The sequence below is a fragment of the Bradyrhizobium ferriligni genome (assembly GCF_056837965.1).
Window position 1 is genome coordinate 1 of sequence record NZ_JBXEJO010000033.1, and the last position, 25,493, is coordinate 25,493.

At 64.1% G+C, this 25,493-nt stretch carries 21 protein-coding genes; 11 read left to right on the forward strand and 10 right to left on the reverse strand.

From position 1 onward, the window contains the following. Positions 1 to 175: 175 nt before the first annotated feature. A complete protein-coding gene (gene fahA, locus AC1VNY_RS20385) occupies positions 176 to 1,447 on the forward strand; it encodes a fumarylacetoacetase (RefSeq protein WP_482406529.1) in 1,272 nt (423 codons plus the stop codon). A gap of 254 nt (positions 1,448 to 1,701) precedes the next feature. Here the strand turns inward: fahA and AC1VNY_RS20390 are convergent, their stop codons facing one another. After that, positions 1,702 to 2,013, reverse strand: a complete 312-nt coding sequence (locus AC1VNY_RS20390) for a DUF1272 domain-containing protein (RefSeq protein WP_482406530.1) — start codon at positions 2,011 to 2,013, stop codon at positions 1,702 to 1,704. A gap of 81 nt (positions 2,014 to 2,094) precedes the next feature. Beyond that, positions 2,095 to 2,571, reverse strand: a complete 477-nt coding sequence (locus AC1VNY_RS20395) for an Lrp/AsnC family transcriptional regulator (RefSeq protein WP_482406531.1) — start codon at positions 2,569 to 2,571, stop codon at positions 2,095 to 2,097. A 123-nt stretch (positions 2,572 to 2,694) separates the two neighbouring features. On the opposite strand from AC1VNY_RS20395, the gene hppD reads away from it, so the two are divergent. Then, the gene (gene hppD / locus AC1VNY_RS20400) at positions 2,695 to 3,813 is read left to right on the forward strand and encodes a 4-hydroxyphenylpyruvate dioxygenase (protein WP_482406532.1); all 1,119 of its coding nucleotides are present in this window, start codon (positions 2,695 to 2,697) and stop codon (positions 3,811 to 3,813) included. 166 nt (positions 3,814 to 3,979) lie between these two features. Here the strand turns inward: hppD and AC1VNY_RS20405 are convergent, their stop codons facing one another. From AC1VNY_RS20405 to AC1VNY_RS20420, 4 genes are all read right to left on the reverse strand, one after another. Then, the gene (locus AC1VNY_RS20405; RefSeq protein ID WP_482406533.1) at positions 3,980 to 5,092 is read right to left on the reverse strand and encodes a CaiB/BaiF CoA transferase family protein; all 1,113 of its coding nucleotides are present in this window, start codon (positions 5,090 to 5,092) and stop codon (positions 3,980 to 3,982) included. 232 nt (positions 5,093 to 5,324) lie between these two features. Continuing rightward, the gene (locus AC1VNY_RS20410; RefSeq protein ID WP_482406534.1) at positions 5,325 to 6,125 is read right to left on the reverse strand and encodes an FAD binding domain-containing protein; all 801 of its coding nucleotides are present in this window, start codon (positions 6,123 to 6,125) and stop codon (positions 5,325 to 5,327) included. Positions 6,126 to 6,138: 13 nt separating this feature from the next. Continuing rightward, positions 6,139 to 8,478 carry a xanthine dehydrogenase family protein molybdopterin-binding subunit gene (locus tag AC1VNY_RS20415; RefSeq protein ID WP_038385733.1) on the reverse strand — a complete coding sequence of 780 codons (2,340 nt, stop codon included), beginning with the start codon at positions 8,476 to 8,478 and terminating at the stop codon, positions 6,139 to 6,141. Positions 8,479 to 8,568: 90 nt separating this feature from the next. Further along, the gene (locus tag AC1VNY_RS20420) at positions 8,569 to 9,054 is read right to left on the reverse strand and encodes a (2Fe-2S)-binding protein (protein WP_482406535.1); all 486 of its coding nucleotides are present in this window, start codon (positions 9,052 to 9,054) and stop codon (positions 8,569 to 8,571) included. A gap of 404 nt (positions 9,055 to 9,458) precedes the next feature. On the opposite strand from AC1VNY_RS20420, the gene AC1VNY_RS20425 reads away from it, so the two are divergent. The 4 genes from AC1VNY_RS20425 to AC1VNY_RS20440 all read left to right on the forward strand — a co-directional run bounded on the left by AC1VNY_RS20425 (position 9,459) and on the right by AC1VNY_RS20440 (position 14,094). Beyond that, a complete protein-coding gene (locus tag AC1VNY_RS20425) occupies positions 9,459 to 11,174 on the forward strand; it encodes a PQQ-dependent methanol/ethanol family dehydrogenase (protein ID WP_482406536.1) in 1,716 nt (571 codons plus the stop codon). 78 nt (positions 11,175 to 11,252) lie between these two features. Next, positions 11,253 to 12,416 carry a c-type cytochrome gene (locus AC1VNY_RS20430; RefSeq protein ID WP_482406537.1) on the forward strand — a complete coding sequence of 388 codons (1,164 nt, stop codon included), beginning with the start codon at positions 11,253 to 11,255 and terminating at the stop codon, positions 12,414 to 12,416. Between the two features lie 135 nt (positions 12,417 to 12,551). Continuing rightward, positions 12,552 to 13,232 carry a response regulator gene (locus tag AC1VNY_RS20435; protein ID WP_016843264.1) on the forward strand — a complete coding sequence of 227 codons (681 nt, stop codon included), beginning with the start codon at positions 12,552 to 12,554 and terminating at the stop codon, positions 13,230 to 13,232. Between the two features lie 121 nt (positions 13,233 to 13,353). Next, positions 13,354 to 14,094, forward strand: coding sequence for a LuxR C-terminal-related transcriptional regulator (locus tag AC1VNY_RS20440; protein WP_069278684.1), 741 nt, complete (start codon positions 13,354 to 13,356; stop codon positions 14,092 to 14,094). A gap of 102 nt (positions 14,095 to 14,196) precedes the next feature. Here AC1VNY_RS20440 and AC1VNY_RS20445 read toward each other — a convergent pair whose 3' ends face one another. Both AC1VNY_RS20445 and AC1VNY_RS20450 read right to left on the reverse strand, forming a co-directional pair. Then, positions 14,197 to 15,570, reverse strand: coding sequence for an ATP-binding response regulator (locus AC1VNY_RS20445; RefSeq protein WP_482406538.1), 1,374 nt, complete (start codon positions 15,568 to 15,570; stop codon positions 14,197 to 14,199). Continuing rightward, the gene (locus AC1VNY_RS20450) at positions 15,567 to 16,739 is read right to left on the reverse strand and encodes an FIST N-terminal domain-containing protein (RefSeq protein ID WP_482406539.1); all 1,173 of its coding nucleotides are present in this window, start codon (positions 16,737 to 16,739) and stop codon (positions 15,567 to 15,569) included. Before AC1VNY_RS20450 ends, AC1VNY_RS20445 begins: the two co-directional genes overlap by 4 nt. Positions 16,740 to 17,201: 462 nt before the next feature. Between AC1VNY_RS20450 and AC1VNY_RS20455 the strand changes: the two genes are divergently transcribed. Beyond that, a complete protein-coding gene (locus AC1VNY_RS20455) occupies positions 17,202 to 19,235 on the forward strand; it encodes a methyl-accepting chemotaxis protein (protein ID WP_482406587.1) in 2,034 nt (677 codons plus the stop codon). 146 nt (positions 19,236 to 19,381) lie between these two features. Here the strand turns inward: AC1VNY_RS20455 and AC1VNY_RS20460 are convergent, their stop codons facing one another. Beyond that, positions 19,382 to 19,750, reverse strand: a complete 369-nt coding sequence (locus AC1VNY_RS20460; RefSeq protein WP_482406540.1) for a DUF3175 domain-containing protein — start codon at positions 19,748 to 19,750, stop codon at positions 19,382 to 19,384. Between the two features lie 184 nt (positions 19,751 to 19,934). Here AC1VNY_RS20460 and AC1VNY_RS20465 point away from each other — a divergent pair, with 184 nt between their 5' ends. From AC1VNY_RS20465 to AC1VNY_RS20480, 4 genes are all read left to right on the forward strand, one after another. Then, complete coding sequence (locus tag AC1VNY_RS20465) at positions 19,935 to 21,425, forward strand: MFS transporter (protein WP_482406541.1); 1,491 nt, start codon at positions 19,935 to 19,937, stop codon at positions 21,423 to 21,425. 3 nt (positions 21,426 to 21,428) lie between these two features. Next, on the forward strand, positions 21,429 to 22,262 hold the full coding sequence (gene otsB / locus AC1VNY_RS20470) for a trehalose-phosphatase (protein WP_028341580.1): 834 nt from the start codon (positions 21,429 to 21,431) through the stop codon (positions 22,260 to 22,262). Between the two features lie 202 nt (positions 22,263 to 22,464). Further along, positions 22,465 to 23,916, forward strand: a complete 1,452-nt coding sequence (locus AC1VNY_RS20475) for a trehalose-6-phosphate synthase (RefSeq protein WP_482406542.1) — start codon at positions 22,465 to 22,467, stop codon at positions 23,914 to 23,916. A 799-nt stretch (positions 23,917 to 24,715) separates the two neighbouring features. Further along, entirely contained in the window at positions 24,716 to 24,871 is a 156-nt protein-coding gene (locus AC1VNY_RS20480; RefSeq protein ID WP_482406543.1) for a hypothetical protein, read from the forward strand. A 33-nt stretch (positions 24,872 to 24,904) separates the two neighbouring features. Here AC1VNY_RS20480 and AC1VNY_RS20485 read toward each other — a convergent pair whose 3' ends face one another. Then, positions 24,905 to 25,057, reverse strand: a complete 153-nt coding sequence (locus tag AC1VNY_RS20485; protein ID WP_155258562.1) for a hypothetical protein — start codon at positions 25,055 to 25,057, stop codon at positions 24,905 to 24,907. Positions 25,058 to 25,493: the final 436 nt, after the last annotated feature.

Genomic DNA, 25,493 nt, shown 5'->3' on the forward strand with positions numbered 1-25,493 from the left:
GTCGACGCGAATGAAATGAGCGGCGGGGTGGGGTGACAGTCTCTCCTTTGAGGCGGTACCCGAGTGGAGGGATCACCCCACCCCGTCTCGCATTTCGCTTCGCTCCATGCGAGCCGACCCTCCCCCTCCAGGGGAGGTGGCTAAAGTGGCACCACATTATTGCATCGAGAAAACGATGACCCACCCCAACGACCCAAAGCTCCGCTCCTTCATCGACGTCGCACCCACCTCCGACTTCCCGATCCAGAACCTGCCTTACGGCGTGTTCTCGTCGAAGGATGGCCTTGCGCCGCGCGTCGGCGTAGCGATCGGCGATTATGTGCTCGACCTCTGGGAGCTCGAGCAGGACTCGCGGCTCGATGTCGGGCCGCTCGGCGTGTTCTCGCAGCCGTCGCTCAACGCCTTCATGGCGCTCGGGCCGAAAGTGTGGTCGGCGACGCGGGCACGGATCAGCGAGCTGCTGCGCTCGGATCATCCGGAGCTGCGCGACAACAGGGAATTGCGGGCGCGGGCGCTGGTGCCGATGGCTGACGTCAGGCTGTACATGCCGTTTGCGGTCTCGGGCTACACCGATTTCTATTCGTCGAAGGAGCACGCCACCAATGTCGGCGTCATGTTCCGCGGCAAGGACAATGCGCTGCAGCCGAACTGGCTGCATATGCCGATCGGCTATAACGGCCGCGCCTCGACTGTCGTCGTGTCAGGCACCAAGGTGCGGCGTCCGCGCGGCCAGCTGAAGCCGCCGACTGCGGAGGTGCCGAGCTTCAGCGCCTGCAAGCGGCTCGACTTCGAGCTCGAGATGGGCGTGGTGGTCGGCCAGGCCTCGCCGATGGGCGAAATGCTCACGGAGAAGCAGGCCGAGGAGATGATCTTCGGCTTCGTCATCCTCAACGACTGGAGCGCGCGTGACATCCAGCAGTGGGAATACGTGCCGCTCGGCCCGTTCCAGGCCAAGGCGTTCGCGACCTCGATCAGCCCGTGGGTGGTGACGCGCGAGGCGCTGGAGCCGTTTCGCATGCAGGGCCCGGCGCAGCAGCCGGAGCCGCTGGCGTACCTCAAGCAGACCCAGCCGAACAATTACGACATGCAGCTCGATGTCGCGCTGCGCGCCGGTGCGATGAACGAGGCGAAGACGATCTGCAGCACCAACTTCAAATACATGTACTGGTCGTCGGTGCAGCAGCTCGTGCACCACGCTTCCAGCGGCTGCGCGATGAATGTCGGCGATCTCTTAGGCAGCGGCACGATCTCCGGCCCCGAAAAGCATCAGCGCGGCAGCCTGCTCGAAATCAGCTGGAACGGCACCGAGCCGGTCGAGCTCGCCAGCGGCGTCACGCGCTCGTTCCTTGAGGATGGCGATTCGCTCGTCATGCGCGGCTGGTGCCAGGGCGACGGCTATCGCGTCGGCTTCGGCGAGGTCGAAGGCACGATCGTCGCGGCGGAGTAGCTCTCCGCGTATTCCGCGGCTTCACCTCCCCTTGAAAAAGGGGAGGTCGGTTTGCGCAGCAAACCGGGTGGGGATCTGCTCTCACCATGCGCGCCGGCGCCCGCGGCTGACCCCCATCCCACCTTCCCCCTTTCAGGGGGAAGGAGCCCGACAGCGGGGCCGTCATTGCGAGGAGCGAAGCGACGAAGCAATCCATCCATCCGCGTCATGGAGAGAATGGATTGCTTCGCTTCGCGCGCAATGACGAGTGAGTCTCACCGCTCCTCCGGCCTGACATCCCTCAGCCGCGCCGTATTCGCGGCGACGTCCTCAAGGCTGTATTTCAGATGCACCCGCTTGTCCGATGGCGGCTGATTCACCGTGCAGACGCCCGGCCGCCACGGCTTGGCGGGGCGGATCGGCCGCGGCGCAAAACCGCCGCCGCAGTTCGGGCAGACATTGCCGAGCTTGGTCTCGGCGCAGTCCGCACAGAACGTGCATTCATAGGAGCAGATCCGCGCGTCGACAGCGCTGGGTGGCAGGTCCTTGTCGCAATATTCGCAGTTCGGTCGCAGCTGCAGCGCCATGGTTCGTCTCTCTTGCCGTTGCTGGAATGATCGCAAGCCAAGCCGCAAAAGCGAATGGCGGATTTCCCTCGATTCGAGCCATCACGCCTGTAGCGACTTCAGCGGCAGCCTGGTGCTCTCCTTCAGACGGTCGAGCACGATCGACGAGCGCACGTGGGCCACGCTCTGGTGCGGCATCAGCACGTTGTTGACGATGTCGGACAGGCTCTTGAGGTCGCGCAGCGTCACCTTGAGCACGTAGTCGGCATCCCCGGTCAGCGCATAGGCCTCCTGGATATCGTCGACGCGGTTGACCAGCTCGCGAAACCGCTTGGCGTTGTCGGGCGAGTGGGTCGCCAGCGTGATGTGGATGAAGGCGATCAGGCCGAAGCCGAGCGCCCCGCCGGCGAGCTCGGCGTGGTAGCCGGCGATGACCTTCTCCTCCTCCAGCCGCATCCGCCGCCGCGAGCATTGCGATGCCGACAGCCCGACCAGATCGGCCAGCTGCTGGTTGGTCAGCCGGCCGTCGTCCTGCAGCGCGGCGAGCATTTTCAGGTCGAAGGCGTCGACTTCAGTCATGCGCAAAATGTCAATTTGATGCACGGATCGTGCGCGAGAATAGCAAAAAGGGATCTATTTTGCACGCACGTTGCGCAGGAAGTGACGGAAACTGATCTCCAGACATATCAGGGAGTTACCGCCATGGGTCCGTTTCCGCACGACGCGCCGCCGGCCGAAATCAGCGCCGACAATCCGATGGGCACCGACGGCTTCGAGTTCGTCGAATACGCCCACCCGAATCCGGCGGAGCTGCACGCGCTTTTCAAGCTGATGGGCTTTGTCGCGGTCGCCCGCCACCGGACCAAGGCAATCACGGTCTATCGCCAGGGCGACATCAACTATCTCGTCAATGAGGAGCCGGGTAGCCACGGCTTCAACTTCGTCGCCGCGCACGGCCCCTGCGCGCCGTCGATGGCGTTCCGCGTCGTCGACGCCAAGCATGCCTATGAGCGCGCGATCGCGCTCGGCGCCGAGCCGGCGGACGTCGCGTCCGCAGCGAAGACGCTCGATGTGCCCGCGATCAAGGGCATCGGCGGCAGCCTGCTCTATTTCGTCGACCGCTACGGCGCCAAGGGGTCGGCCTATGATGCCGAGTTCGAGTGGCTCGGCGCGGCCAACCCACGCCCGGCGGGCTCGGGCCTGTATTACGTCGATCACCTCACCCACAACGTCCATCGCGGCCGCATGGATGTCTGGACCGGCTTCTATGCAAAGCTGTTCAACTTCCGCCAGATCCGCTTCTTCGACATCGAAGGCCGCGCGTCCGGCCTGTTCTCCCGCGCGCTGACCAGTCCGGACGGCAAGATCCGGATTCCGATCAATGAGGACGCCGGCGATTCCGGTCAGATCGAGGAATATCTCAACGTCTATCGCGGCGAGGGCATCCAGCACATCGCCTGCGGTGCGCGCGACATCCACGCGACAGTCGAGAGGTTGCGTGGCGACGGCCTGCCGTTCATGCCGTCGCCGCCCGACACCTATTTCGAGCGGATCGATGCGCGCCTGCCCAAGCATGGCGAGGACGTCGCGCGGCTCAGGACCAACGGCATCCTGATCGACGGCGAGGGCGTGGTCGACGGCGGCGAGACCAAGGTGCTGCTGCAGATCTTCTCGGCGAACGCGATCGGGCCGATCTTCTTCGAGTTCATCCAACGCAAGGGCGACGACGGTTTTGGCGAAGGCAACTTCAAGGCGCTATTCGAATCGATCGAGGAAGACCAGATCCGCCGCGGCGTGCTCAAGGTCGATCACGCGGCGTAGGCCCTTGGAGGGGAGCGCGTTCGCTCAAAACTCTCAGTCGTCGTCCCGGCGAAGGCCGGGACCCATAACCACCGAGTCTAGTTGTAGAAGGGATAGCGGCCCCAACGTCGCACAATAGCCGGCATTTGGGGTAATGGGTCCCGGCCTTCGCCGGGACGACGGTGAATTATTTCCCCGCCTTCCACGCGCTGGTCACGTCGCCAATATTCGCGAGCTCTGGCTCGCGGATTGCCGACGGCGTACGCGAGAAGCGCGGCGCGGGGGCGGGCTGGGTGACGCCGTGGCGTTCGACGAACACCTGGCGCGCCGCCATGTGCGGATGCTTCGGGGCTTCCTCCATGGTCAGGATCGGCGCGAAGCAGATGTCGGTGCCTTCCATGATCGTGCACCAGTCGGCGCGCGATTTGCTCTTGAACACCCGGGTCAGCTTCTCCTTCAGCGCCGGCCAGGCCTTGCGGTCCATCTGCGCGTCGAAGTCGGCGTCGGTCAGGTCGGCATGCTTGCGCAGCAGCGCGTAGAACTGCGGCTCGATCGAGCCGATCGAGATGAAGTTGCCGCAGGAGCATTCGTAGACGCCGTAGAAATGCGCGCCGCCGTCCAGGAAATTCTGGTCGCGGCCGCCGCTCCAGCGGCCCTGCGCGGCCATGTCGTAGAACATCGACATCAGCGACGCCGCGCCGTCGCACATCGCGGTATCGACAACCTGTCCCTTGCCGGACTTCTGCGCTTCCAGCAGCGCGGCGAGCACGCCGACCACGAGGTAGAGCGCGCCGCCGCCGAAATCGCCGACCAGGTTGAGCGGCGGCACCGGCTTCTCCTTGGTGCCGATCGCAGCCAGCGCACCCGTGATCGAGATGTAGTTGATGTCATGGCCGGCGGCATTGGCCAGCGGGCCTTCCTGGCCCCAGCCGGTCATGCGGCCATAGACCAGTCTTGGATTGCGCGCGAGCACGACATCCGGGCCGAGGCCGAGGCGCTCCATCACGCCGGGACGAAAGCCCTCGATCAGCGCGTCGGCATGGCCGAGCAGGTCGAGCACTTCGGCAATCGCCGCCTTGTTCTTGAGGTCGAGCTCGATGACTTTGCGGCCGCGAGTTGCGACTGCCTTCAGATTCTTGCCCGCGCCGACCCGATCGAGCGTGATGACCTCGGCGCCCATGTCGGCGAGCAGCATGCAGGCGAACGGGCCGGGGCCGATGCCGGCGAATTCGACGATGCGGAAGCCGGCGAGCGGGCCCGAGGTGCGAGCGGCGGTCTGGGAGGCGGGTTTATCGAGCACGTTGTTATTCCGTTGGTTGCGGGGCGCTAGGCGGCTGAGATGTCACGGCTGGCTTGGTGCCGAACTTCATGCGTTCTCCCAGCCGTCCGTGGGACGGTATTTTTAATTAGCTGATTAGCTAAATTGTCTCGCCTAATGCGGGATGTGGCAAGCGTCTTTTGCCTTGGAGCGGTGGTAAAACGCGAACGGCGCGCATCGCTGCGCGCCGTTCCGGACTTGTGTTTAGGCGCTATCAGCCGGCAGCGGTCACCGCGCGTTGCCCCATCACCTTGATCAGGTTCGCGCGATAGTCTGCCGAGCCGTGGATGTCGGCGAGCAGGCCGCTCGCCGGGATCGTCACGCTGTCGAGAGCCGAGGCCGCCCAGTTCGCCTTCAGCGCCTGCTCGATCGGCGCCACCCGCATGACGCCGCTCTGCGACGCACCGGTCGCGGCGACGCGGACGTCACCCGACTTGGTCCTGGCCACGAACACGCCGGTCAGTGCGAAGCGCGAGGCCGGGTTCGGAAACTTCGCATAGCCCGCCTTGGCCGGAATGGGGAACGACACCGCAGTGATGATCTCGCCATCCTCGAGCGCCGTCGTGAACAGGCCCTTGAAGAAGTCCTCCGCCGCGATCGACCGCTTGTTGGTCTTGACCGTCGCGCCGAGCGCCAGCACCGCCGCCGGATAGTCCGCCGCCGGGTCGTTGTTGGCGAGTGAACCGCCGATGGTGCCGCGGTAGCGCACGGCGGGATCGCCGATCTCCGACGCCAGATTGGCGAGCGCCGGGATCGCCTTCTGCACCGCGTCGCTTTGCGCCACATCGTAATGCGGCGTCGCACCCTTGATGGTGACCGTGTCGCCCGAGACCTCGATGCCGATCATCTCCTGCACCTTGGAGAGGTCGATCACGTCGGAAGGCGCGGCAAGACGCTGCTTCATCACCGGAAGCAAGGTTTGTCCGCCGGCGAGGAATTTTGATTCCGCGCCTTTGGCGAAGGTTGCGGCGGCGTCAGCGACCGAGGAAGCGCGGTGATAATTTGTCTCATACATGGCTCTTCCTCCCTCAACCGTGAATGGCGTGCCAGACGCGATCGGGCGTCGCCGGCATTTCCAGCTTGTTGTTGCCGATGGCGTCCGTGATCGCGTTGATCACGGCGGCAGAGGCGCCAATCGCTCCGGCTTCGCCGCAGCCCTTGACGCCGAGCGGATTGCCCGGACACAGCGTCGTGGTGTGGGAGAGCTGGAACGAGGGCAGGTCGTCCGCGCGCGGCATGGTGTAGTCCATGAAGGACGCGGTCATGAGCTGACCGGTGCCGTCATAGACCACGCCTTCGAGCAGTGCCTGGCCGATACCCTGCGCAAGGCCGCCATGGACCTGGCCTTCGACGATCATCGGGTTGATCAGCCGGCCGAAATCGTCGGCTGCCACGAAGTCGACGAAGGAGGTCTTGCCGGTGCCCGGATCGACCTCGAGCTCGCAGATATAGGCGCCGGCCGGGAAGGTGAAGTTGGTCGGATCGTAGAACGCCGTCTCCTTCAGGCCGGGCTCCATGCCATCAGGCAGGTTGTGCGCGGTGTAGGCGGCGAGCGCGACCATCGGCAGCGCGATCGACTTGTCGGTGCCGGTGACCTTGAACTCGCCGTTCTCGATCACGATGTCGCTCTCGGACGCCTCGAGCGCATGCGCCGCGATCTTCTTGGCCTTGGCCTCGACCTTCTCCATCGCCTTCACGATCGCCGTACCGCCGACCGCGAGCGAGCGCGAGCCGTAGGTGCCCATGCCGAACTGCACCTTGTCGGTGTCGCCATGGACGATCGAGACCTGGCTGATCGGCACGCCGAGCCGCTCTGCGATGATCTGGCAGAACGTCGTTTCGTGGCCCTGGCCGTGGCTATGCGAACCGGTGAGCACCTCGATGGTGCCGACCGGGTTGACGCGGATCTCAGCCGACTCCCACAGGCCGACGCCGGCGCCGAGACTGCCGACCGCCTTCGACGGCGCGATGCCGCAGGCCTCGATGTAGCAGGAGATGCCGATGCCGCGCAGCTTGCCGTCGGCTTTGGCCTTGGCCTTGCGGGCCGGGAAGCCGGCATAGTCGATCGCCTTCATCGCGGCATCGATCGAGGCGTGGAAGTCGCCGATGTCATACGCCATGATCACAGGCGTCTGATACGGGAACTGGGTGATGAAGTTCTTCTTGCGCAGCTCGGTCGGATCGACCTTCAACTGCCGCGCCGCCGTCTCCATCATGCGCTCGATCAGATAGCTCGCCTCGGGACGGCCGGCGCCGCGGTAGGCGTCGACCGGCGTGGTGTTGGTGTAGACGCCGATCACCTCGGCATAGATCGCCGGAATCACGTACTGGCCTGACAGCAGCGTCGCGTAGAGATAGGTCGGCACCGCCGAGGAGAACAGCGACATATAGGCGCCGAAATTGGCGTGGGTCTTCACCCGCAGGCCGAGGATCTTGTTGTCCTTGTCGAACGCCAACTCAGCCTTCGAGACATGGTCTCGGCCATGCGCGTCGGTGAGGAAGGCTTCCGAACGGTCGCCGGTCCACTTCACCGGGCGGCCCACCTTCTTCGAGGCCCACAGCGCCACCATCTCTTCGGGATAGATGTAGATCTTGGAGCCGAAGCCGCCGCCGACGTCGGGCGCGATCACGCGCAGCTTGTGCTCGGGCGCGATGTTGTAGAACGCCGACAGCACGAGGCGGGCGACGTGCGGGTTCTGCGACGTCGTGTAGAGCGTGTAGTGCTCTTCGGCCTGGTCGTAATGCGCGATCGCCGCACGCGGCTCCATCGCGTTCGGCACCAGGCGGTTATTGGTGAGGTCGAGCGTCACCACATTGGCGGCCTTGCTGAACGCATCCTTGACCGCGGCTTCGTCGCCGAGATGCCAGTCATACACGATGTTGCCGGGGGCTTCGGGATGAAGCTGCGGCGCGCCCGGCTTGATCGCGGCCTTGATGTCGGCCGCAGCGGGAAGCTCTTCGTAGTCGACGACGACCGCTTCGGCGGCGTCCCTGGCCTGGTTCTTGGTCTCGGCGATCACGACCGCGACCGCCTGTCCGACAAAGCGCACGGTCTCCGGCGCCATCGCCGGCCACGCGCCCATTTTCATCGGTGAGCCGTCCTTCGAGGTGATGGCCCAGCCGCAGATCAAATTGCCGACCTTGTCGTCGACGATCTGCTGTCCCGTCAGCACCGCGATCACGCCGGGCATCTTCATGGCCTCGGCTGAATCGATGCCCTTGACCTTGGCATGTGCATGCGGGCTGCGAATGAAGTGAGCGTAGCTCATGCCGACCATTTTGACGTCGTCGACGTAACGTCCTTGTCCGGTGATAAACCGGCGATCTTCCTTGCGCACGACACGTGCGCCAATTCCTTCAACACCCATTGTCTAGTCCTCCCGACCGGAGATTCGATTTGCCGCCGTTTCCATCGAGACCGGCGGTGGTGAGCTTGATCATGCGCGCTGCGTGGCGCGCTATTCGGCGGCCTGCGCAACCTTCATGCGGCCGGCAGCGTCGAGCACCGCCTTGACGATGTTGTGGTAGCCGGTGCAGCGGCAGATATTGCCTTCGAGCTCGTGGCGAACCGTTTCCTCGTCGAGCTTGCCGCCATGGCGGTGCACGATATCGACCGCGGACATGATCATGCCGGGGGTGCAATAGCCGCACTGCAGGCCGTGATTGTCGCGGAACGCCGTCTGCATCGGGTGCAGCTCGTCGCCCTTGGCGAGGCCTTCGATCGTGGTGACGTTGCAGCCCGCGGCCTGGCCGGCCAGCATGGTGCAGGATTTGACCGCCCGTCCATCGACATGGACGACGCAGGCGCCGCATTGGCTGGTATCGCAGCCGACATGGGTGCCGGTGAGGTTCAGGTTTTCGCGCAACAGGTGCACGAGGAGGGTTCGGTCCTCAACGTCGACCGAGACCGCCTTGCCGTTTACCGTCAGTTTGACTGTAGACACGCGTCTCTCCCAATAGCTTCGTTATGGGCCCAGTAGACCACGCTTCATGTGGGTCGTAACCGCGATCAAAGTCGTAGTCGCGGCCCTGTCACGAAGGCGCCGGGCAGTGGCTCTGATCCTAGCAGGCGGCCGTTCAATGGGCAATTTGCAAGCAGCCGGCGGCGCACTCCGGCGCGACGAAATTGCCCGGCAGCGCAAGCGGTTTTCGGCAAACTGACGGTGCTCGCCGCACGCCAAAATCGTCGCCGCGATCGCTACTACCTTCCGCCTATAACGACGCAAAGGCGTTGCTGTCATTTTCATCGCCGACGCAGCGGCAGAAGATCGCTGGTTCATGAAATTCGGTAGCGATCCGCGCGCGCGATGCATCCATCGCGGCAACAAAACCATATTGGAGGAAGCCAATGAAGCTGAGGAGCGGGATTTTCTTTGCCGGCGTGTCGCTGGTCGCCATGGTGCTGGCAGGCATTGGTGCGTCGAAAGCGAATGATTCCGTCGTGAAGGCGGCGTCCGATCCGAACGGATGGGCAATCGCCGGCCACGACTACGGCAATACGCGCTTCAGCCCGTTGAAGCAGATCAACTCCGAGAACGCCGGCAAGCTGCAGTTGGTCTACTCGCTGTCGCTGGCTTCGCTCCGCTCCAACGAATCGTCGCCGGTGGTGATCGGCAAGACGCTGTATGTGTCGACCTCGTGGGGGCCGAAATACGTCTATGCGATCGATGCCGCGACCGGCGCGCGCAAATGGACCTGGCAGCCCGACATTCCGGATGACGTGCTCCAATACGCCTGCTGCGACGTCAACAATCGCGGCGTGTCCTATGCCGACGGCAAGATCTTCGTCGGCCGGCTCGACGGCAAGCTGACCGCGCTCGACGCCGAAACCGGCAAGGAGCTCTGGACCTCGACGGTCGTCGACTACAAGCAGGGCTCGGTCATCACCTCGCCGCCGCTCATCGTCCGCGACAAGGTCATCACCGGCTTCGGCGGCGGCGAATATGGCGTCCGCGGCGCATTGCAGGCCTTTTCGCTCAAGGACGGCAAGCTGCTCTGGCAGACCCACACGGTGCCGGCACCGGGCGAGCCCGGTAGCGACACCTGGAAGGGCGACACCGGGCTGCATGGCGGCGGCGCTGCCTGGCTGGTCGGCTCCTACGATGCCAAATCCGACACGGTCTACTGGGGTACCAGCAATCCGGGGCCGTGGAATACCGCGGTGCGCTCCACCGGCGACGGCAATTTCGGCAAGCTGACCAACCTCTACACGGCCTCGACGCTGGCGATCGATCCCAATACCGGCAAGATAAAGTGGCACATCCAGGGCACGCCGGCCGACGCCTGGGATTACGACGGCGTCAATGAACTGCTGCTCGCCGACCTCAAGATCAAGGGCACCGAGACGCCCGTGCTGATGAAGGCGGACCGCAACGGCTTCTTCTTCGTGGCCAACCGCGAGACCGGCAAGGTGATCTCCGCCGAAAAATACGTCTTCGCCAACTGGGCCAAGAAGTGGGACATCAACACGATGCGGGCGGAAGAGGATCCGGACAAGCGTCCGGGCCCAGGCCATCCCGCCAAGGACATCTGCCCGAACCTGATCGGCGGCAAGAACTGGCAGCCGATGTCGTTTAACCCGCAGACCGGCCTCGTCTACATCCCGAGCAACAATGTCTGCATGGACTGGTCGGTCTCTGACGTGAACTACAAGCGCGGCGTGTTCTATCTCGGCGCCGAATTCCCGACCAAGCCGGGCCCCGGCGGCTTCCTCGGCGAGCTCGTGGCCTGGGATCCGATCGCCAACAAGAAGGTGTGGAGCATCAAGGAAGACCTGCCCTTCAATGGCGGCACGCTGACGACCGGTGGCAATTTGGTGTTCTCGGGCAATCTGCACGGCGACTTCCGCGCCATCGATGCCAAGAACGGCAAGGTGTTGTGGAGCAAGAACCTCGGCAGCGGCATCGGTGCAGGTCCCGTGACCTATTCGGTCGATGGCAAGCAGTATGTCGCGATCGTGGTCGGACGCACCGCGGCGCTGCCGGCCTTCCTCGGTGACATCGGCAAGAAGATGGTCGCCGCGGCGCCCGAAGGCGGCTCGCTGTTCGTGTTCGCCCTGCAGTAAACGATCGTCCAGGAGGCAGCATTGTCCGTGTCTTGCATCGCCCGAAACGAACTGCGCCCCCCCTCGCGCAACACGCGGTTGGAACGTGCAATCCGGACCGTGCTGCTCTCCGCCCTGCTAATGGTGCCGGCCCTGGCGGCCGGCGCCGACGAGACAAAGCCGCCGCTGCGGCTCTGCGCCGACCCCACCAACCTGCCGTTCTCGAGCGACGACCCGGGCAAGCCCGGCCTCTATCTCGAGATCGGCCAGGCGGTGGCGCAAAAGCTCGGCCGGACGGTGAGCACCAATTGGTACAAGTCCTATTTCGGCAAGCGCACCGTGCGGGAGACGCTGCTGAGCAAGCAGTGCGACGCCATGGTCGGCCTGCCCTTGATCGACGACTTCATGGGGCCGGCGGTGATCTTCTCGAAGCCGATCGCCCATGAGGGCTATGCGCTGGTCGGTGGCAAGGATCGCAAGCTTGCCGGCGTCGACGACCTCAGGGGATTGCGGGTTGCGGTGCAGTATCAATCGACGCCGCAGAACCTGCTCGTGCTGCGCGACGACATCCAGAAGGTCACCGTGCTCAGCCCGGAGGAGGGCATGACGGCGCTCGAACAGGGCAAGGTCGACATCGCCTTCATCTGGGCGCCGGTGGCCGGTTGGCTCAACAAGACCAGCTACGGCGACAAATACCAGATTGTGTCGACCGAGGGCGACGGCCTGCTCTGGGCGACCGCGATCGGTTTCGCCAAGGCGTCCGGTGCGCTGCGCGATGAAGTCGACGGCGTGCTGCCGTCACTGCAGCCGGAGATTTCCGCCCTGTTTGCCAAATATGGCGTGCCGAACGGCGCGCCGGTGAAGTTCGGCGAGGCCGACCGGGCGACGACGTCGTCCGTCGGCGCCAGCGAGTCCGTCACGGTCGGTCAGGCGGCCGCGGCCGAGAAGCCGGTTCAGACCGCCGCGACCGCAGGCGATGCCAAAGCGGACGCCAAGGGGGATGCCACCGCGGGGCGGGAGGTTTTCAACGGAACATGCGCGCATTGCCACGGCCCGGACGCGGTGCAGGCCGAGCGAAAGATCGATCTCAGGCTGCTCAAGAAGCGCTATGCTGACGACATGGAATCGACATTCTGGAAGACGGTCCATGACGGGCGGCCGGCCAAGGGCATGCCGGCCTGGAAGGACGTCTTCAACGACGACGAGCTCAGAAACGTATATGTCTATCTGCAGAGCGTGCAGGATACCGGCGGATCGAACTAGAAGCTGCGATCCGCAAGAGGAGCGTTTTCGAGCGAAGTGGATACCGGTTCGCGTGAAGAAAACGCGTCAGAACATGAGTCGAGAGCCTCGTTCCGATCCAATCGGAACGGAGGCTTGAGCAGTGCGAGGGTCCTCATGATGGGGTTCCTGATCATCGACGATCACCCCCTGTTCGGGGAGGCGCTTGGCAATGCCATCCGCATCTCGCATCCCGACGCCCGGATCTATGAGGCCACCTCGATCAAGGGGGCCCTTGGCATCCTCGCCAGCGAGCCGAATATCGACCTGGCGCTGCTCGACCTGCTGCTGCCCGACGTGGTCGGCTTCTCCGGCTTCCAGAAGATCAGGGATCGCTATCCGCGGCTGCCGATCGCGATCGTCTCGAGCGAGGAGGACAAGCACACCATCCGCGAGGCGCTCGAGATGGGCGCGGTCGGCTATCTGCCGAAGTCGACCTCGCTCGGCGAGCTCTCGCAGGCGATCGCGCGGGTGCTGAGCGGATCGGTCTCGGCGCCGCGGGATTTCGTCGCGGTCGGTGCGCTGGAACAGTCTGAGACGGCGCGGACGCTGCGCGAACGCATCCAGAAGCTGACGCCGCAGCAAATTCGCGTACTTCATCTGATCATCCGCGGCCTGCAGAACCGCGAGATCGCCGCCGAGCTCAAGCTCGCGGAATCCACCGTGAAGGCGCATGTGACCGAGATCCTGCGCAAGCTGAAGCTGTTCAGCCGCAACAAGGCGATCATCGAGCTTGGCAAGATTCCGCTTCCGGTCCCGGAGGCCTGTTCGGGCGCAAAGGCGGAGAAGGCGCCCTAGCCGTGCTGCACTGCGAGGCGCGCGCATTGGATATCCTGCCTATAGGCTGCCACCCGGCTTTGAGATAACGTCGTGCGCACAATGGCTGTCATGAGAGCATCCTAGGGAGGACGGCGCAGCATTGACCACGACCGCGCCCCTGGCGGACGAGCCGCCGCCCGGCAAGGCGGGTGCGCCTCGATTGCTGATCGTCGAGGATCACCCGCTGTTCCGTGCCGCCCTGATCGGCGTGATCGGGGCCGAATTTCCCGATGCCGAGGTGCTGCAGGCGACCTCGATCGACGGTGCGCTGGATGTGATCGCCGCGCGCGACGGCCTCGATTTGATCCTGCTCGATCTGTCGATGCCCGGGACCACGGGCCTGCTCGGCGCCTACCGGGTGCGCGCCGCCGCGCCGCGCAGCGCGCTCGTGATCGTGTCAGCGCATGACGATCCCCGGATCGTCGGCGGCGCGATCTCGCTTGGCATTTCCGGCTACATCCCGAAGTCGACGCCGAAGCTCGAGCTGGCGCGGTTGTTGCGCGGCATCCTCGAAGGCGCGGTGTGCCTGCCGACGCGCTTCCGCGATACCGCCACTGCGCGGAAGGCCCAGGCTGAGACGCGCGAGCTGGTGCAGCAGCTCGGCCAGTTTACCGCGCAGCAGCTTCGCGTGCTCGACATGATCTGCCGCGGCTTGCAGAACAAGCACATCGCCTATGAGCTCGACATCTCGGTCACCACCGTGAAGGTGCATGTCTCGGAGATCCTGCGCAAGCTCGGCGTGCGTAGCCGGACCGAGGCCATCATCGCGCTGTCGAAGCTGGACTTCGGCAAGCATGACCACGCGCCGGTGACGGCCTCGCCGTCGTCGCATGGCGACTAGAGCCTTTATCCGTTCCGATGGAATCGGAACGGGGCTCTTAGTTCTTGTCTGACGCGTTTTCTTCACGCGAACCGGTATCCACTTCGCTCGAAAACGCTTTGATCATAACCGCGCGCCCGACTGCTCCGCCGCCAGCAGGAATGACAGCAGCGAGCGCATCTCGGCGGGCTTGATCGGCTTCTTCAATAGTTCATGGCCGAAGGCCGAGACGTCGGAGGCGGCCTTGGCCGAGTAGTCGGCGGTCACGATGATCGCCGGTACCTTGGCGTTGATCGCGCCGCGGATGACGTCGACGGCCTGAATTCCGGTCTCGCCATTGTCGAGATGCAGATCGGCGATGATGGCATCGGGAATGCCGTCCAGCGCGTGGATGCGCTCGAGCGCCTCGGTCTTGGAGATCGTCACCGCGACGTCGCAGCCCCATTTTTCCAGCAAATGGGCGAGCCCCTCGGCGCTCGAGAGGTCGTTCTCGATCAGCAGGATCTTGGCGCCCTCCATGCCGCCATAGCGATAGTCGACGCTGGCCTGTTCGCGCACCGGGATCGCAACCGGATCCTGGGTGCGGGGCACGGTGACCGAGAACACCGAGCCCTTGCCGGCGCGCGAGCTCAGCCTGATGTCATGCCCGAGCAGGTCGGCAAACCGGCGCACGATCGAAAGACCAAGCCCGATGCCGGCCTTGTCGCCGGCGCTGGTCTCGCCGCGCTGAAACTCGACGAAGATGGCCTCGCGCTGCGCTTCCGGAATGCCCGGCCCGGTGTCGTGCACCTCGATGCAGATGTCATCGCCCCTGGTCCGGCATCCCATCAGCACGCTGCCGCGCTGGGTGTAGCGCAGCGCATTGGCGACAAGGTTTTGCAGGATCCGCCGCAGCATCAGCGGATCGGAGCGAACCACCGCGGACGACGGCATGATCCGGAAGCCGAGATTGCGCTTGGCGGCGGTGGCGACAAATTCCTGCTCCAGCGGCTCGAACAGCGAGGCGATCGCGACCGGTCCGAATTCGGGCCTGAGCACGCCCGCATCGAGCTTGGAGATGTCGAGCAGCGTCCGCAGCATGTCCTCGAGCGTCGCCAGCGAACGATCGATCTGATCGGTCAGCGCGACGCTCTTGGACTCGGTTGCCATCTCGGTCAGCGCGGACAGCGTCAGCCGCGCCGCATTCAGCGGTTGCAACAGATCGTGCGTGACCGAGACCAGCACGGATGATTTCAGCGAGCTCGCTGCCTCGGCCTGCTGCTTGGCCTGCAGCAGGCGACCATTGGTTTTCTCCAGCGATTGCAACGCGTGCTTGAGCTGCTGGGTGCGGTCGCGCACCTGCTGGTCCAGCGCGATCGCGGTCTCGAACAGCGAGAAGGCGTTGAGCTGCTGATCGGTCGAGCGTTCGACGCGCGACATCAGCGCCGCGTTGATCTTGCGCAGCTTCTCGGCCTCGCGTTCGAGCGCCGCAATTCGCGTGGTCTTGGTATCCGTCATTGCGGCGCGAGTGCCCGCTTGCCGATGGCGATGCCGGTCAGCGTCTGGTTGACATGCATGGAGCGATACTGCTCGCCATAGGTTTGAAAGCCAATCACTTTGTTGCGGCGATAGAGCTCTGACATCTCCCGCGACAGCTGGCGCTGCTCGACGTCGAGCCGGCGCAGCACGCATTCGAAGCCGATGAACATCGACACCTCGCCGAGATCCTCGGTCAGCTCCTTGAGCAGGCGGCTCGTCACGTCGATCGGGTCGCGCTCGCGCGCCACCGTGAGCACCATGCCCTCGTCGATGGCGCAGAAGAATTGCAGCGATCCGTCCGGGTTGGTGCGCTGGATCGACCGCGCGTAATAGGCGCCGCCGACGCGAACCAGCACCGGGTGCGCGGCGAACGAGAACAATTCGAGCTTGCTGTCGCTGAGGCCGACGGCGCGGGAATATTCCAGCGCGGCCGGCTCGGCATTCAATTCCTTGACGATGCGGTGCTCGATGTCGGCCTCGGTCACCACCATCTTGGTCGAGGTAGGTTCGAAGTGGTCGCACTTGAACAAGCGGAACGGCAGCCGGGTCCTGATCAGGATCAGGACCGCAGCATCGGTAAAGGCCTCGCCGCCATGGAAGACCCAGGACTTCTCGAAGCGCAGGCCGTCGCCGGCGGAGCCGCCGACCACCGGGATGTCGCCGAGCGACGCATAGATCGCCGACATGATGGTCTCCTCACGCTGGCACATGCCGTCGATGAAGAGCAGCCCGAAGGAATCATGGGTGTGATCGCAATGCTCGGTGCGTTGCGCGAATTCGTTCTGCAGTTCGGTGCACATCGAGCGCCCGTGGTCGACCCGAAACGTCGAAAGGTCGAACAGCGGCCGGGCCGCGATGACGAAATCGGCCGCGTTGAAGCCCATCGCGACGACGCTGTCCTCGTCCCAACCGCCAGGCGACAATTCGCCGGCCGTGGTGCAGCCGAAGATCGGAACGTCGGGCATCCGGCTGGACAGTTCGGCAATGAATATCTGCGGCTCGTAGACCGGCGACACGAACACCACGAGCATCGCGAGATCGGCCGCCGCCAATTGGCGCGCGATCTCGTCGGCTGCTTCCCGCGGCCCGTCGGTCTTTGCCTGCACCACGACTATACTGTCGGCGGCGCTACCGTTCTGCTTCGCCAAAGGCGCTCTCCCTGACCAGAATTTTTTGCTTTTCTTGGCGCGGCCGGGTGAACCCGCGCGGGTCGTGAGGCATCCGGACCATGCCGCGATGGCTCGCGTTCCGGCTCGCCCGTGTCTTTCAGGTCGTGAGGGGAAATGCCATTGGCCGAGCGACCGCGCCGGCAGCTACGCTCGTCGCAAGCGCCGATGGCGCCGGTCGACGCGATGACATGGGACACCTCCCGATGTGTTCTCCTGACCCGGGCAGGGTCAGGTTTGATCGGTTCTAAACTATCGGGCCGGACCCGCGCGTCAATCACCTTACCCACCCTCCTAGCCCGACCAAGGTAGTATCGCGCCGGACCGGGCGGCCGCTGCCCATTTACCGGGCCTTATCGATTCTGCCTTAGTTTTGCGCTCCGGGGTCTGGGGCGGGTTGCTGCCGGACCTCGCGTGGTTTTCAGAATGAAGACGGGGGTTGGAATGCCGGGGCTGAAGCGATCGTTGTCGATCAGGATCCCAACCCTCAGATTTCGCGCCAAGATCATGCTCGGCTTTGCCGTCACGCTGGCGCTGTCGGCAGCCACCATGGGCTTTGCCTATATGGGCTTCGAGCGGGTCTCCGCCAGCGTCGGCTCCTATCGCCAGAGCGTCGCGGAAGCCGATCTGGCCCGCAACATCGATCGCGAATTGATCTCCTACCGTTCGCTGGCGCGCTACTTCGTCGCGACCGGCAAGGAGGACGACGCCAAGGCCGCGCTCGCCGCCGAGGGCAGCCTGAAGGACGCCATCATGGCGTCGATGAAGGGCACCAGCAATCCGGCCCGGCTCGAGCAGATCACCAAGCTGGAGCGCGAATTCCGCGCCTTCACCAAGATCTTTGCCGAGATCGTCCGCATCAAGGACGACAGCGCACAGACCGCGCAGAACAAGCTGACCCGCAGCGCGACCTCGATGCGCTACAAGCTCGACGACCTGCCGAGCAATGCCGATGATTCCGAGCTGCAGTCGATCCAGTTCGGCGCCAAGAAGGTGGCCGACCAGCTCCAGTCGATCACCGGGGCCGTCAATACCTTCGTCGTCAACGGCGACAAGACGGTTGCTTCCAGCGCGCTCGCCCGGCTGAAATTCGCCGACAATCTGGTGAAGGCGATCACCTCGAATAACGAGCGGATCACACAGAGCGTGAAGGACATCACCGCGCTGCTCGAAGAGTACCGCGAGGCGCTCGCCAAGCTGATCGCGAATGCGAAGTCGATCGACGAACTGACCGTCGAGATGACGGAGTCCGCGGCCGCCATCAGCCAGGGCGCGGCGGCGATGAAGTCCGATCTGCTCGCCGACCAGAAGCGGCTTGAAAACGAATCGCATACCATGATCGGCGAGACCGAGCAGCTGATCCTGATGCTTGCCGCCGGCAGCTTCGTGCTCGGGCTGGTCTGGGCGTTCCTGCTGGGCAAGGGTATTTCGCGACCGATCGCGGCGATGTGTGCGGCAATGCGCGAGCTTGCGGCGGGCAATTTCGACGTCGTGCTGCCGGGCCTCGGCCGCCGCGACGAACTCGGCGAGATGGCCGGCGCCGTGGAGGAGTTCAAGGTTCAGGCGATCGCCAAGGCCGAACGCGATGCCGCGACCCAGGAAGCGCAGAACAAGGCGGGTGCGACCGCGCGGCGCAACGAGCTGATTCGTTTCGCCGACGAATTCGAATCCGCCGTCGGCTCGATCGTCTCCAACGTGTCGGCCTCCGCCGTGCAGCTCGAATCGGCGGCCGGTACACTGACGCGGACGGCGGAGACCACGCAGAACCTGTCGAGCCAGGTTGCCGGCGCCTCCGAGGAGGCCTCCAGCAACATGCAGTCGGTCGCCTCCGCGACCGAGGAGCTGTCGGCGTCCGTCGACGAGATCGGCCGTCGCGCCAAGGAGTCGAGCCAGATCGCGGATTCCGCCGTGCGTCAGGCCGAGCAGACCGACGCCCGGATCGGCAAGCTCTCGCGCGCCGCGCAGGAGATCGGCGACGTCGTCAAGCTGATCACCGCGATCGCCGAGCAGACCAATCTGCTGGCGCTGAACGCCACCATAGAGGCCGCGCGCGCCGGCGACGCCGGCCGTGGCTTCGCGGTGGTTGCGGCCGAGGTGAAGTCGCTGGCGAGCCAGACCGCCAGGGCCACCGACGAGATCTCCACCCATATCTCGGGCATGCAGGCGGCGACGCAGGAATCGGTCGCCGCCATCAAGGAGATCGGCGGCACCATCGGGCAGATCTCCGGGATCGCGACCAACATCGCAAGCTCGGTCGAGCAGCAGAGCGCGGCCACGCAGGAGATCGCGCGCAGCGTGCAGAACGTCGCGCAGGGCACACAGGAAGCGGCCTCCAGCGTCACCCAGGTCAATCGCGGCGCCACCGAGACCGGAGCTGCCTCCGAGGAGGTGCTGAACTCGGCCCGCTCCCTGTCGGTCGAGAGCTCGCGGCTGCGCGAAGAGCTCGACCGCTTCATGGCGAATATCCGCGCGGCGTAAGGCGCGCGCTGGTCTATCAGCTATCGTCGTCCCGGCGCAGGCCGGGACCCATAACCACCGCAGTTTGTTGGTGAAAGCACAACTCGCCGCGTGCCCTTTGCGTGCGCCGCGGCGTATGGGTCCTGGCTTTCGCCAGGACGACAGCGTCAGTCCCGTCCGAACTGGTGCTTCAACTCGACCTTGGCGCGCTCCAGCCGCGACCGCTCGGTCTTCGGGAGGGTCTTGCCGGCGCGGTTGATATAGAAGGTCAGCATCGACAGTGCGGAACGATAGGCGCCGCTCTTGCGACGGGCGCTGTGCTCGGCGGATTGCTTCAGCGATGATGCGATCTTCTTCGCGCTGGTCAGCTTGAACACGCCGCGCTTGAGGTCGAGCGCGTCGCTCTCTTTCGTCACCCGCTGCGACCAGCGGTTCGCCGTCGTCTTGCTTGCGCCACGCCTGCGACGCGTCGTGCTCGTGGACCGTGCCGGTGATTTCCTTGCCGTCTTGCGTTTTGCTTGCTTGTGTGCGGCCATCGATGCCTCCGTGTCTTTTGAGCCGAGAACAGTTCGCCGCAATCGCGGTTCCTATGCCGCATTGCGGGAACCCTTGCCGGCCTGCGGCGTTGACGTCGCGTGGCGGGCACTCCGTTTGCCGCAATTCCGGGTGAGTGAACCTTGGAACAGATCGTTCCGGGGCTTTTCTCATTGGTCGATTCTGATGACACTGCAGCCGACACAGTTGAACTCCGCGACGACGCAACAGGCCGTGGCTCCGGTCACGCCGGACGATGACCGCATCATCGAGACCTCGATTCCGGTCCGGCTCGACAATCTCAGCTGGAGCCGCTTTCACACCCGCGTCGTGCTGGCGCTCGGCATCACCTGGATCCTCGACGGGCTGGAAGTGACGCTGGCCGGTGCGCTGGCGGGTGCGCTGAAGGACAGCCCGACGATGAGCTTCTCCAATGCCGATGTCGGGCTTGCCAGCAGCGCCTATCTTGCCGGCGCCGTGCTCGGCGCGCTTGGCTTCGGCTGGCTCACCGACCGGATCGGGCGCAAGAAGCTGTTCTTCATCACACTCGCGGTTTATCTGTCGGCGACCGCCGCAACCGCGCTGTCGTGGAATGTCGCAAGCTACGCGCTGTTTCGTTTTCTCACCGGTGCCGGCATCGGCGGCGAATATACCGCGATCAATTCGACCATCCAGGAACTGGTGCCGGCGCGCTATCGCGGCTGGACCGATCTCGTCATCAACGGCAGCTTCTGGATCGGTGCGGCGATCGGTGCGCTGAGCGCCATCATCCTGCTCGACCCTGCGTTCCTTGCACCCGATCACGGCTGGCGGATCGCTTATTTCACCGGCGCGGTGCTCGGCCTCGTCGTGCTGTTGATGCGGATGTGGATTCCGGAGAGCCCGCGCTGGCTGATGATCCACGGGCGTCCCGAGGAGGCCCACAAGATCGTGGCCGACATCGAGACCTCCGTGCTTGGTCACGAGCAGCCGAGCGCAGACTTTGAGAAGATCAGGCTTCGGATGCGCGATCACACGCCGCTGCGCGAGGTCGCGGTGACGCTGTTCTCAACTTACCGGCAACGCTCGCTGGTCGGGCTCACGCTAATGGCCGCGCAGGCGTTCTTCTACAACGCAATCTTCTTCACCTTCGCGCTGATCCTGACCGATTTCTTCGGCGTCGCCGCCAGCAATGTCGGCTGGTACATCCTCCCCTTCGCCGCCGGCAACTTCCTCGGGCCGCTGCTGCTCGGCCGCCTGTTCGACACGCTCGGCCGCCGCACCATGATCGCGCTGACCTATGGCGTCTCGGGGGTGCTGCTGGCGCTGTCCGGCTACCTGTTCTCGATCGGCGTGCTCAGCGCGCAAACCCAGACCATCGCCTGGATGGTGATCTTCTTCTTCGCCTCGCCGGCCGCCAGCGCCGCCTATCTTACCGTCAGCGAGACCTTTCCGCTGGAGGTCCGCGCGCTTGCGATCGCCGCCTTCTATGCCATCGGCACCGGCATCGGCGGCGTGATCGGGCCGGCGTTGTTCGGCGTGCTGATCGACACCGGATCGCGCAACAGCGTCTTCGCCGGCTACCTCTTGGGGTCGGCGCTCATGATGGTCGCCGCAGTGGTCGCATGGCGCTATGCCGTCGCGGCCGAGCGGAAATCGCTCGAATCCGTCGCGCGACCACTGGCATGTGTGGAGTAGACTATGACGAAGCATGACGTGGCCGAGATGCCCATGGATGATGACATCGCCCCTGACGCCAAGACGGACAGCGTGCCGACGCAGGCGTCGCTGATTCCGCCGCTCCGCCAGGCCGCGGTGCTGCTCGACATCGACGGCACCCTGCTCGATTTCGCGCCGACGCCGCGCGAGGTCTGGGTGCCGCCGGAACTGTCGACCACGCTGAAGCAGCTGCATGAGCGCACCCACGGCGCACTGGCGCTGGTCAGCGGCCGCTCCCTCAACGACATCGACCTGATCTTCGCGCCGGAAGTGTTTCCTGCGATCGGCGGTCACGGCGCCGAGATGCGGCTGCAGCCGGACAGCGAGGCGGTCGCCGCACACGCGCCGCCGCTCGACAAGGAGTTGAAGCGCCGTCTTGCCGCGATCGCAAAGCTCAGCCCCGGTATTCTGCTCGAGGACAAGGGCTATTCGCTGGCGCTGCACTATCGGCTGGCGCCGCAGGCGGAGAAGGCGATCTATGAGGCGGTGTCGCTGATCCGCGCCGAGCTGCCGAATGCGCCGATCGAGGTGCTGCCCGGCAAGAGCGTCTGCGAGATCAAGCATTCCGGCTTCACCAAGGCGACCGGCGTGCTCGAGCTGATGACGCATGAGCCGTTCAAGGGACGGCGTCCGTTCTTCATCGGCGACGACGTCACCGACGAGACCGTGTTCGCGATCATGCCTGATTTCGACGGTCTCGCGTTCTCCGTCGGCCGTCGTGCAACCGGCGTCGCCGGACATTTCGACGGACCGAGCGACGTGCGCGAATTCCTCGCGCATCTGCTCGACGTCGATAGGGACGTCAGCCTGTCCTAACCGAAGCGCATTCATCGCAGCCGAATCGAATACGGTGCTTTTGCGTCGTGGCGTCAACCTCGCGCGCAATTTTCTTTTCGCGAGTTCCCGCGAGTTCCGTGCGTGTTCGCCAGAATTTGGTTTCAATTGGGAGATTCCTTGATCAGGAACCATCTTGATGAATGGTTGTTAATACGCGAGTTGACCAACAGGAGGGGACCTGGTGAACCTCGTCGTCGTATCGAACCGCGTCTCGCGCGGAAAACCCAATGAACCCATGACGGGGGGGCTGGCAGCGGCATTATTGCCGGTGGTGGAAAAGACAGGGGCAATATGGGTTGGTTCCAGTGGACGCGTCCGCGACGGGAACCTGAAGGAACCTTTCGCAGAAGTCGAAGCGCTCGGGGCGGGCGCATTGGCGATGCTCGATCTGCCGGCCGCGCACTATGGCGGCTATTACGAAGGCTTTGCCAATTCGGCGCTGTGGCCCGCGATGCATTCGCGCGCCGATCTGATTCGTGCGTCCCGCGAGGACTACACGAGTTATCGCGAAGTAAACGCGTTCATGGCGCGCGCGTTGTTGCGCTTCCGCAAGCCGGATTCCGTGTTCTGGGTCCAGGATTATCATTTCCTCGCGCTCGGCGCCGAGCTGCGCGATCTCGGCGTCACGCAGCCGATCGGCTTCTTCCTGCACACGCCATGGCCGGCGCGCGCGGTGATCGCGGGCGTGCCCAATCATCGCGAGCTGATCGAGGCGATGCTGTCCTATGACCTGATCGGCTTCCAGACCGATGAGGACTGCGAGAACTTCCTGAGCTATGTGCAGCACGATCTCGACTTCGAGCTGCGCGACGGCGTGATCAATTCGCCGTTCGGCCGCACCCGGGCCGCGGTGTTTCCGATCGGCATCGATCCCGGCAAGTTCGCGCAGCAGGCGACCAAGGCGATGACGCATCCCGACGTGACGCGGCTGCGGCGCAGCCTCAACGGCGAGAAGCTCGCGATCGGCGTCGACCGGCTCGACTATTCCAAGGGCCTCGTCAATCGCATCAAGGCGTTCGACAAGATGTGGACGCTGCATCCGAACCTGAAGCGTTCGGTGTCGCTGCTGCAGATCGCAACGCCCTCGCGCGGCGCGATCGAAGCCTACGGCAATCTGCAGAGCGAGGTGGCGAAGCTCGTCACCGACGTCAACGGCGTGCATGGCGAGGTCGACTGGACGCCGATCCGCTACCTCAACAAGGGCTTTGGCCAGGGCGTGCTCGCAGGCCTTTACCGCACCGCGCAGGTCGGCGTCGTGACGCCGCTGCAGGACGGCATGAACCTTGTCGCCAAGGAATATGTCGCCGCGCAAAGCCCGGCGGACCCCGGCGTGCTGGTGCTGTCGAAATTCGCCGGTGCGGCGAACGAGCTCGACGCCGCGCTGCTGGTCAATCCGCACGATATCGACGGCATGGCGCGCACCTTGGCGACGGCGCTCGCGATGCCGCTGACCGAGCGGCGGATGCGCTGGGAAGCGATGATGGAGAAGCTCAACAGCGGCACGATCCAGCAATGGTTCGCCGATTTCATCGAGGCGCTGCAGGATACGCACAATGCGGGAAACGCGGCGCTGCCCGAGCCACCAACCCTGTGGCCGCGCCGCACGGCGGATGTTGCCGCGCGATATCACTGAGCGATCATGACGATGCAGGATGGGTGCGTTAGTTCGCCCATCCGCCGTGCTGTCGTTCCCTGCCTAGTGCGCAATTGCGCAGGGAGCAGGGACGACACTGAGTGTGTTGCGCGGCCAGGTGCTGTCCTAGTTAGGACACTCGCAGAGGGGAATTAGGACAGACAACGAAACATATTTGAGGGACGCGGCTGTCATAATCTGCAATCTTCTACAGGCGGCGCGGTAAGGCGGCCTCAGCGTTTGTTCCAACGCGCTGGGGCCGTTTCCTTGGGGTATCGCCAGGAAAACGGTCTAGCTGGAAGACCTGATTGATTGCCACTCTTTACGTAGCATCTCGGATTGGTCCGCCAGCATACGCCATTGGTCTGCGACGTTCCTGACAATTGCACGCTCGGGAGTGAGTAGCTTCAAGGCCGCCTCATCACACTGCTCTGCCATCGCTCGCATCTCTTCCGGCATCATGGGTCGGATTAGAACGCTTCGACCGGCGCGGCATTTGCCTATGTTGCGGCCTCAGCGTGCCCCTCGCTGGGGTCGTTTCTTTGGGCCAAGAAAAAGCCCGGCTCGCGCCGGGCTTCGTAGTTCAAGCTGACTTGCGAGATAGCGCCGCTTCTCGACTGCCGCGATGTCGAGAGCCTTTCAGCACCTCATTCACGCGACCGGGATTCACGTCGTACGTCGCAGCGATTCGATGCTCAGGCTCACGGCTGCGGCGTGGTGATCCGGCTTCTTTGAGAAGCCATTTAGTGGCGGGACTGGCGGCACCGGCGGAGGCAATGGAGAGGGAACGTCACTTGATTTGGACCCTTTGCTGATCGCTCTTCTCAAGAAGATTCCCGCCGCTGAAAAAGGTTGGCCTGCTGCACAACGGGTGCGCTGGTTCCGGACGTTCGCAATGAACGTCTCGCAAATCTATGATGGCGACGGCGATATGGACGAACCGGTCGAGTTGTAGATTGATTTGGATAAGGCCGCCAACTGAGGCGGCTTATTTCTGTTCGGGGTGCAATTCGCGCTTCTGATCTTCATAATGTTTGGTCAGAAGGGCCATCCCCGCCAAGGTAAACTCGTCGGTGACATGCATGGACAGCGCCTTCAAATGCTCGATCTTGCCGTCCAGTTCGACACACTTTTCGCACATGACACGCTCCCAATCCGTGAAAGGCGGGAGCGCAAACTGGTCTCTCTGTCACCGACGCGCGGTGTAGTTGCCGGTGATACGGAGATAACAGGGGCGGCATTGGATGCGTTCCTGTAGAGTTCGCCCGGGCAGCAAGGGGGTGACTGGAACTCCGTTCACCCACGGAGAACCCCGGTAACACTTCTCCTCTGTGGAGGAAGAACTGTTGGCGGACCATAACGATTGCTATGGGTAGAACATCCGCCGCGCGACTCAGTAGTCCTACCGAGAACATCGGCCAAGCTACCGTTTCCATTCGCTTAATCCGAATTAGGACACTCCGAAAATCAACTTAGGACACGGGGGCTTAAATACGGACAGCACCCGCGGCCAGTGGTCATAACTTCGCGTTCTCGCGACGGGGCTCGCGAAAGCGAGAATCCGGCATCCGTTCTTC

Bases quoted from the DNA above. Each gene is read 5' to 3' on its own strand.
- fahA (WP_482406529.1), top strand. From the start codon at position 176: ATGACCCACCCCAACGACCCAAAGCTCCGCTCCTTCATCGACGTCGCA.
- AC1VNY_RS20390 (WP_482406530.1), bottom strand. From the start codon at position 2,013: ATGGCGCTGCAGCTGCGACCGAACTGCGAATATTGCGACAAGGACCTG.
- AC1VNY_RS20395 (WP_482406531.1), bottom strand. From the start codon at position 2,571: ATGACTGAAGTCGACGCCTTCGACCTGAAAATGCTCGCCGCGCTGCAG.
- hppD (WP_482406532.1), top strand. From the start codon at position 2,695: ATGGGTCCGTTTCCGCACGACGCGCCGCCGGCCGAAATCAGCGCCGAC.
- AC1VNY_RS20410 (WP_482406534.1), bottom strand. From the start codon at position 6,125: ATGTATGAGACAAATTATCACCGCGCTTCCTCGGTCGCTGACGCCGCC.
- AC1VNY_RS20415 (WP_038385733.1), bottom strand. From the start codon at position 8,478: ATGGGTGTTGAAGGAATTGGCGCACGTGTCGTGCGCAAGGAAGATCGC.
- AC1VNY_RS20425 (WP_482406536.1), top strand. From the start codon at position 9,459: ATGAAGCTGAGGAGCGGGATTTTCTTTGCCGGCGTGTCGCTGGTCGCC.
- AC1VNY_RS20435 (WP_016843264.1), top strand. From the start codon at position 12,552: ATGATGGGGTTCCTGATCATCGACGATCACCCCCTGTTCGGGGAGGCG.
- AC1VNY_RS20445 (WP_482406538.1), bottom strand. From the start codon at position 15,570: ATGACGGATACCAAGACCACGCGAATTGCGGCGCTCGAACGCGAGGCC.
- AC1VNY_RS20455 (WP_482406587.1), top strand. From the start codon at position 17,202: ATGCCGGGGCTGAAGCGATCGTTGTCGATCAGGATCCCAACCCTCAGA.
- AC1VNY_RS20460 (WP_482406540.1), bottom strand. From the start codon at position 19,750: ATGGCCGCACACAAGCAAGCAAAACGCAAGACGGCAAGGAAATCACCG.
- AC1VNY_RS20465 (WP_482406541.1), top strand. From the start codon at position 19,935: ATGACACTGCAGCCGACACAGTTGAACTCCGCGACGACGCAACAGGCC.
- otsB (WP_028341580.1), top strand. From the start codon at position 21,429: ATGACGAAGCATGACGTGGCCGAGATGCCCATGGATGATGACATCGCC.
- AC1VNY_RS20485 (WP_155258562.1), bottom strand. From the start codon at position 25,057: ATGTGCGAAAAGTGTGTCGAACTGGACGGCAAGATCGAGCATTTGAAG.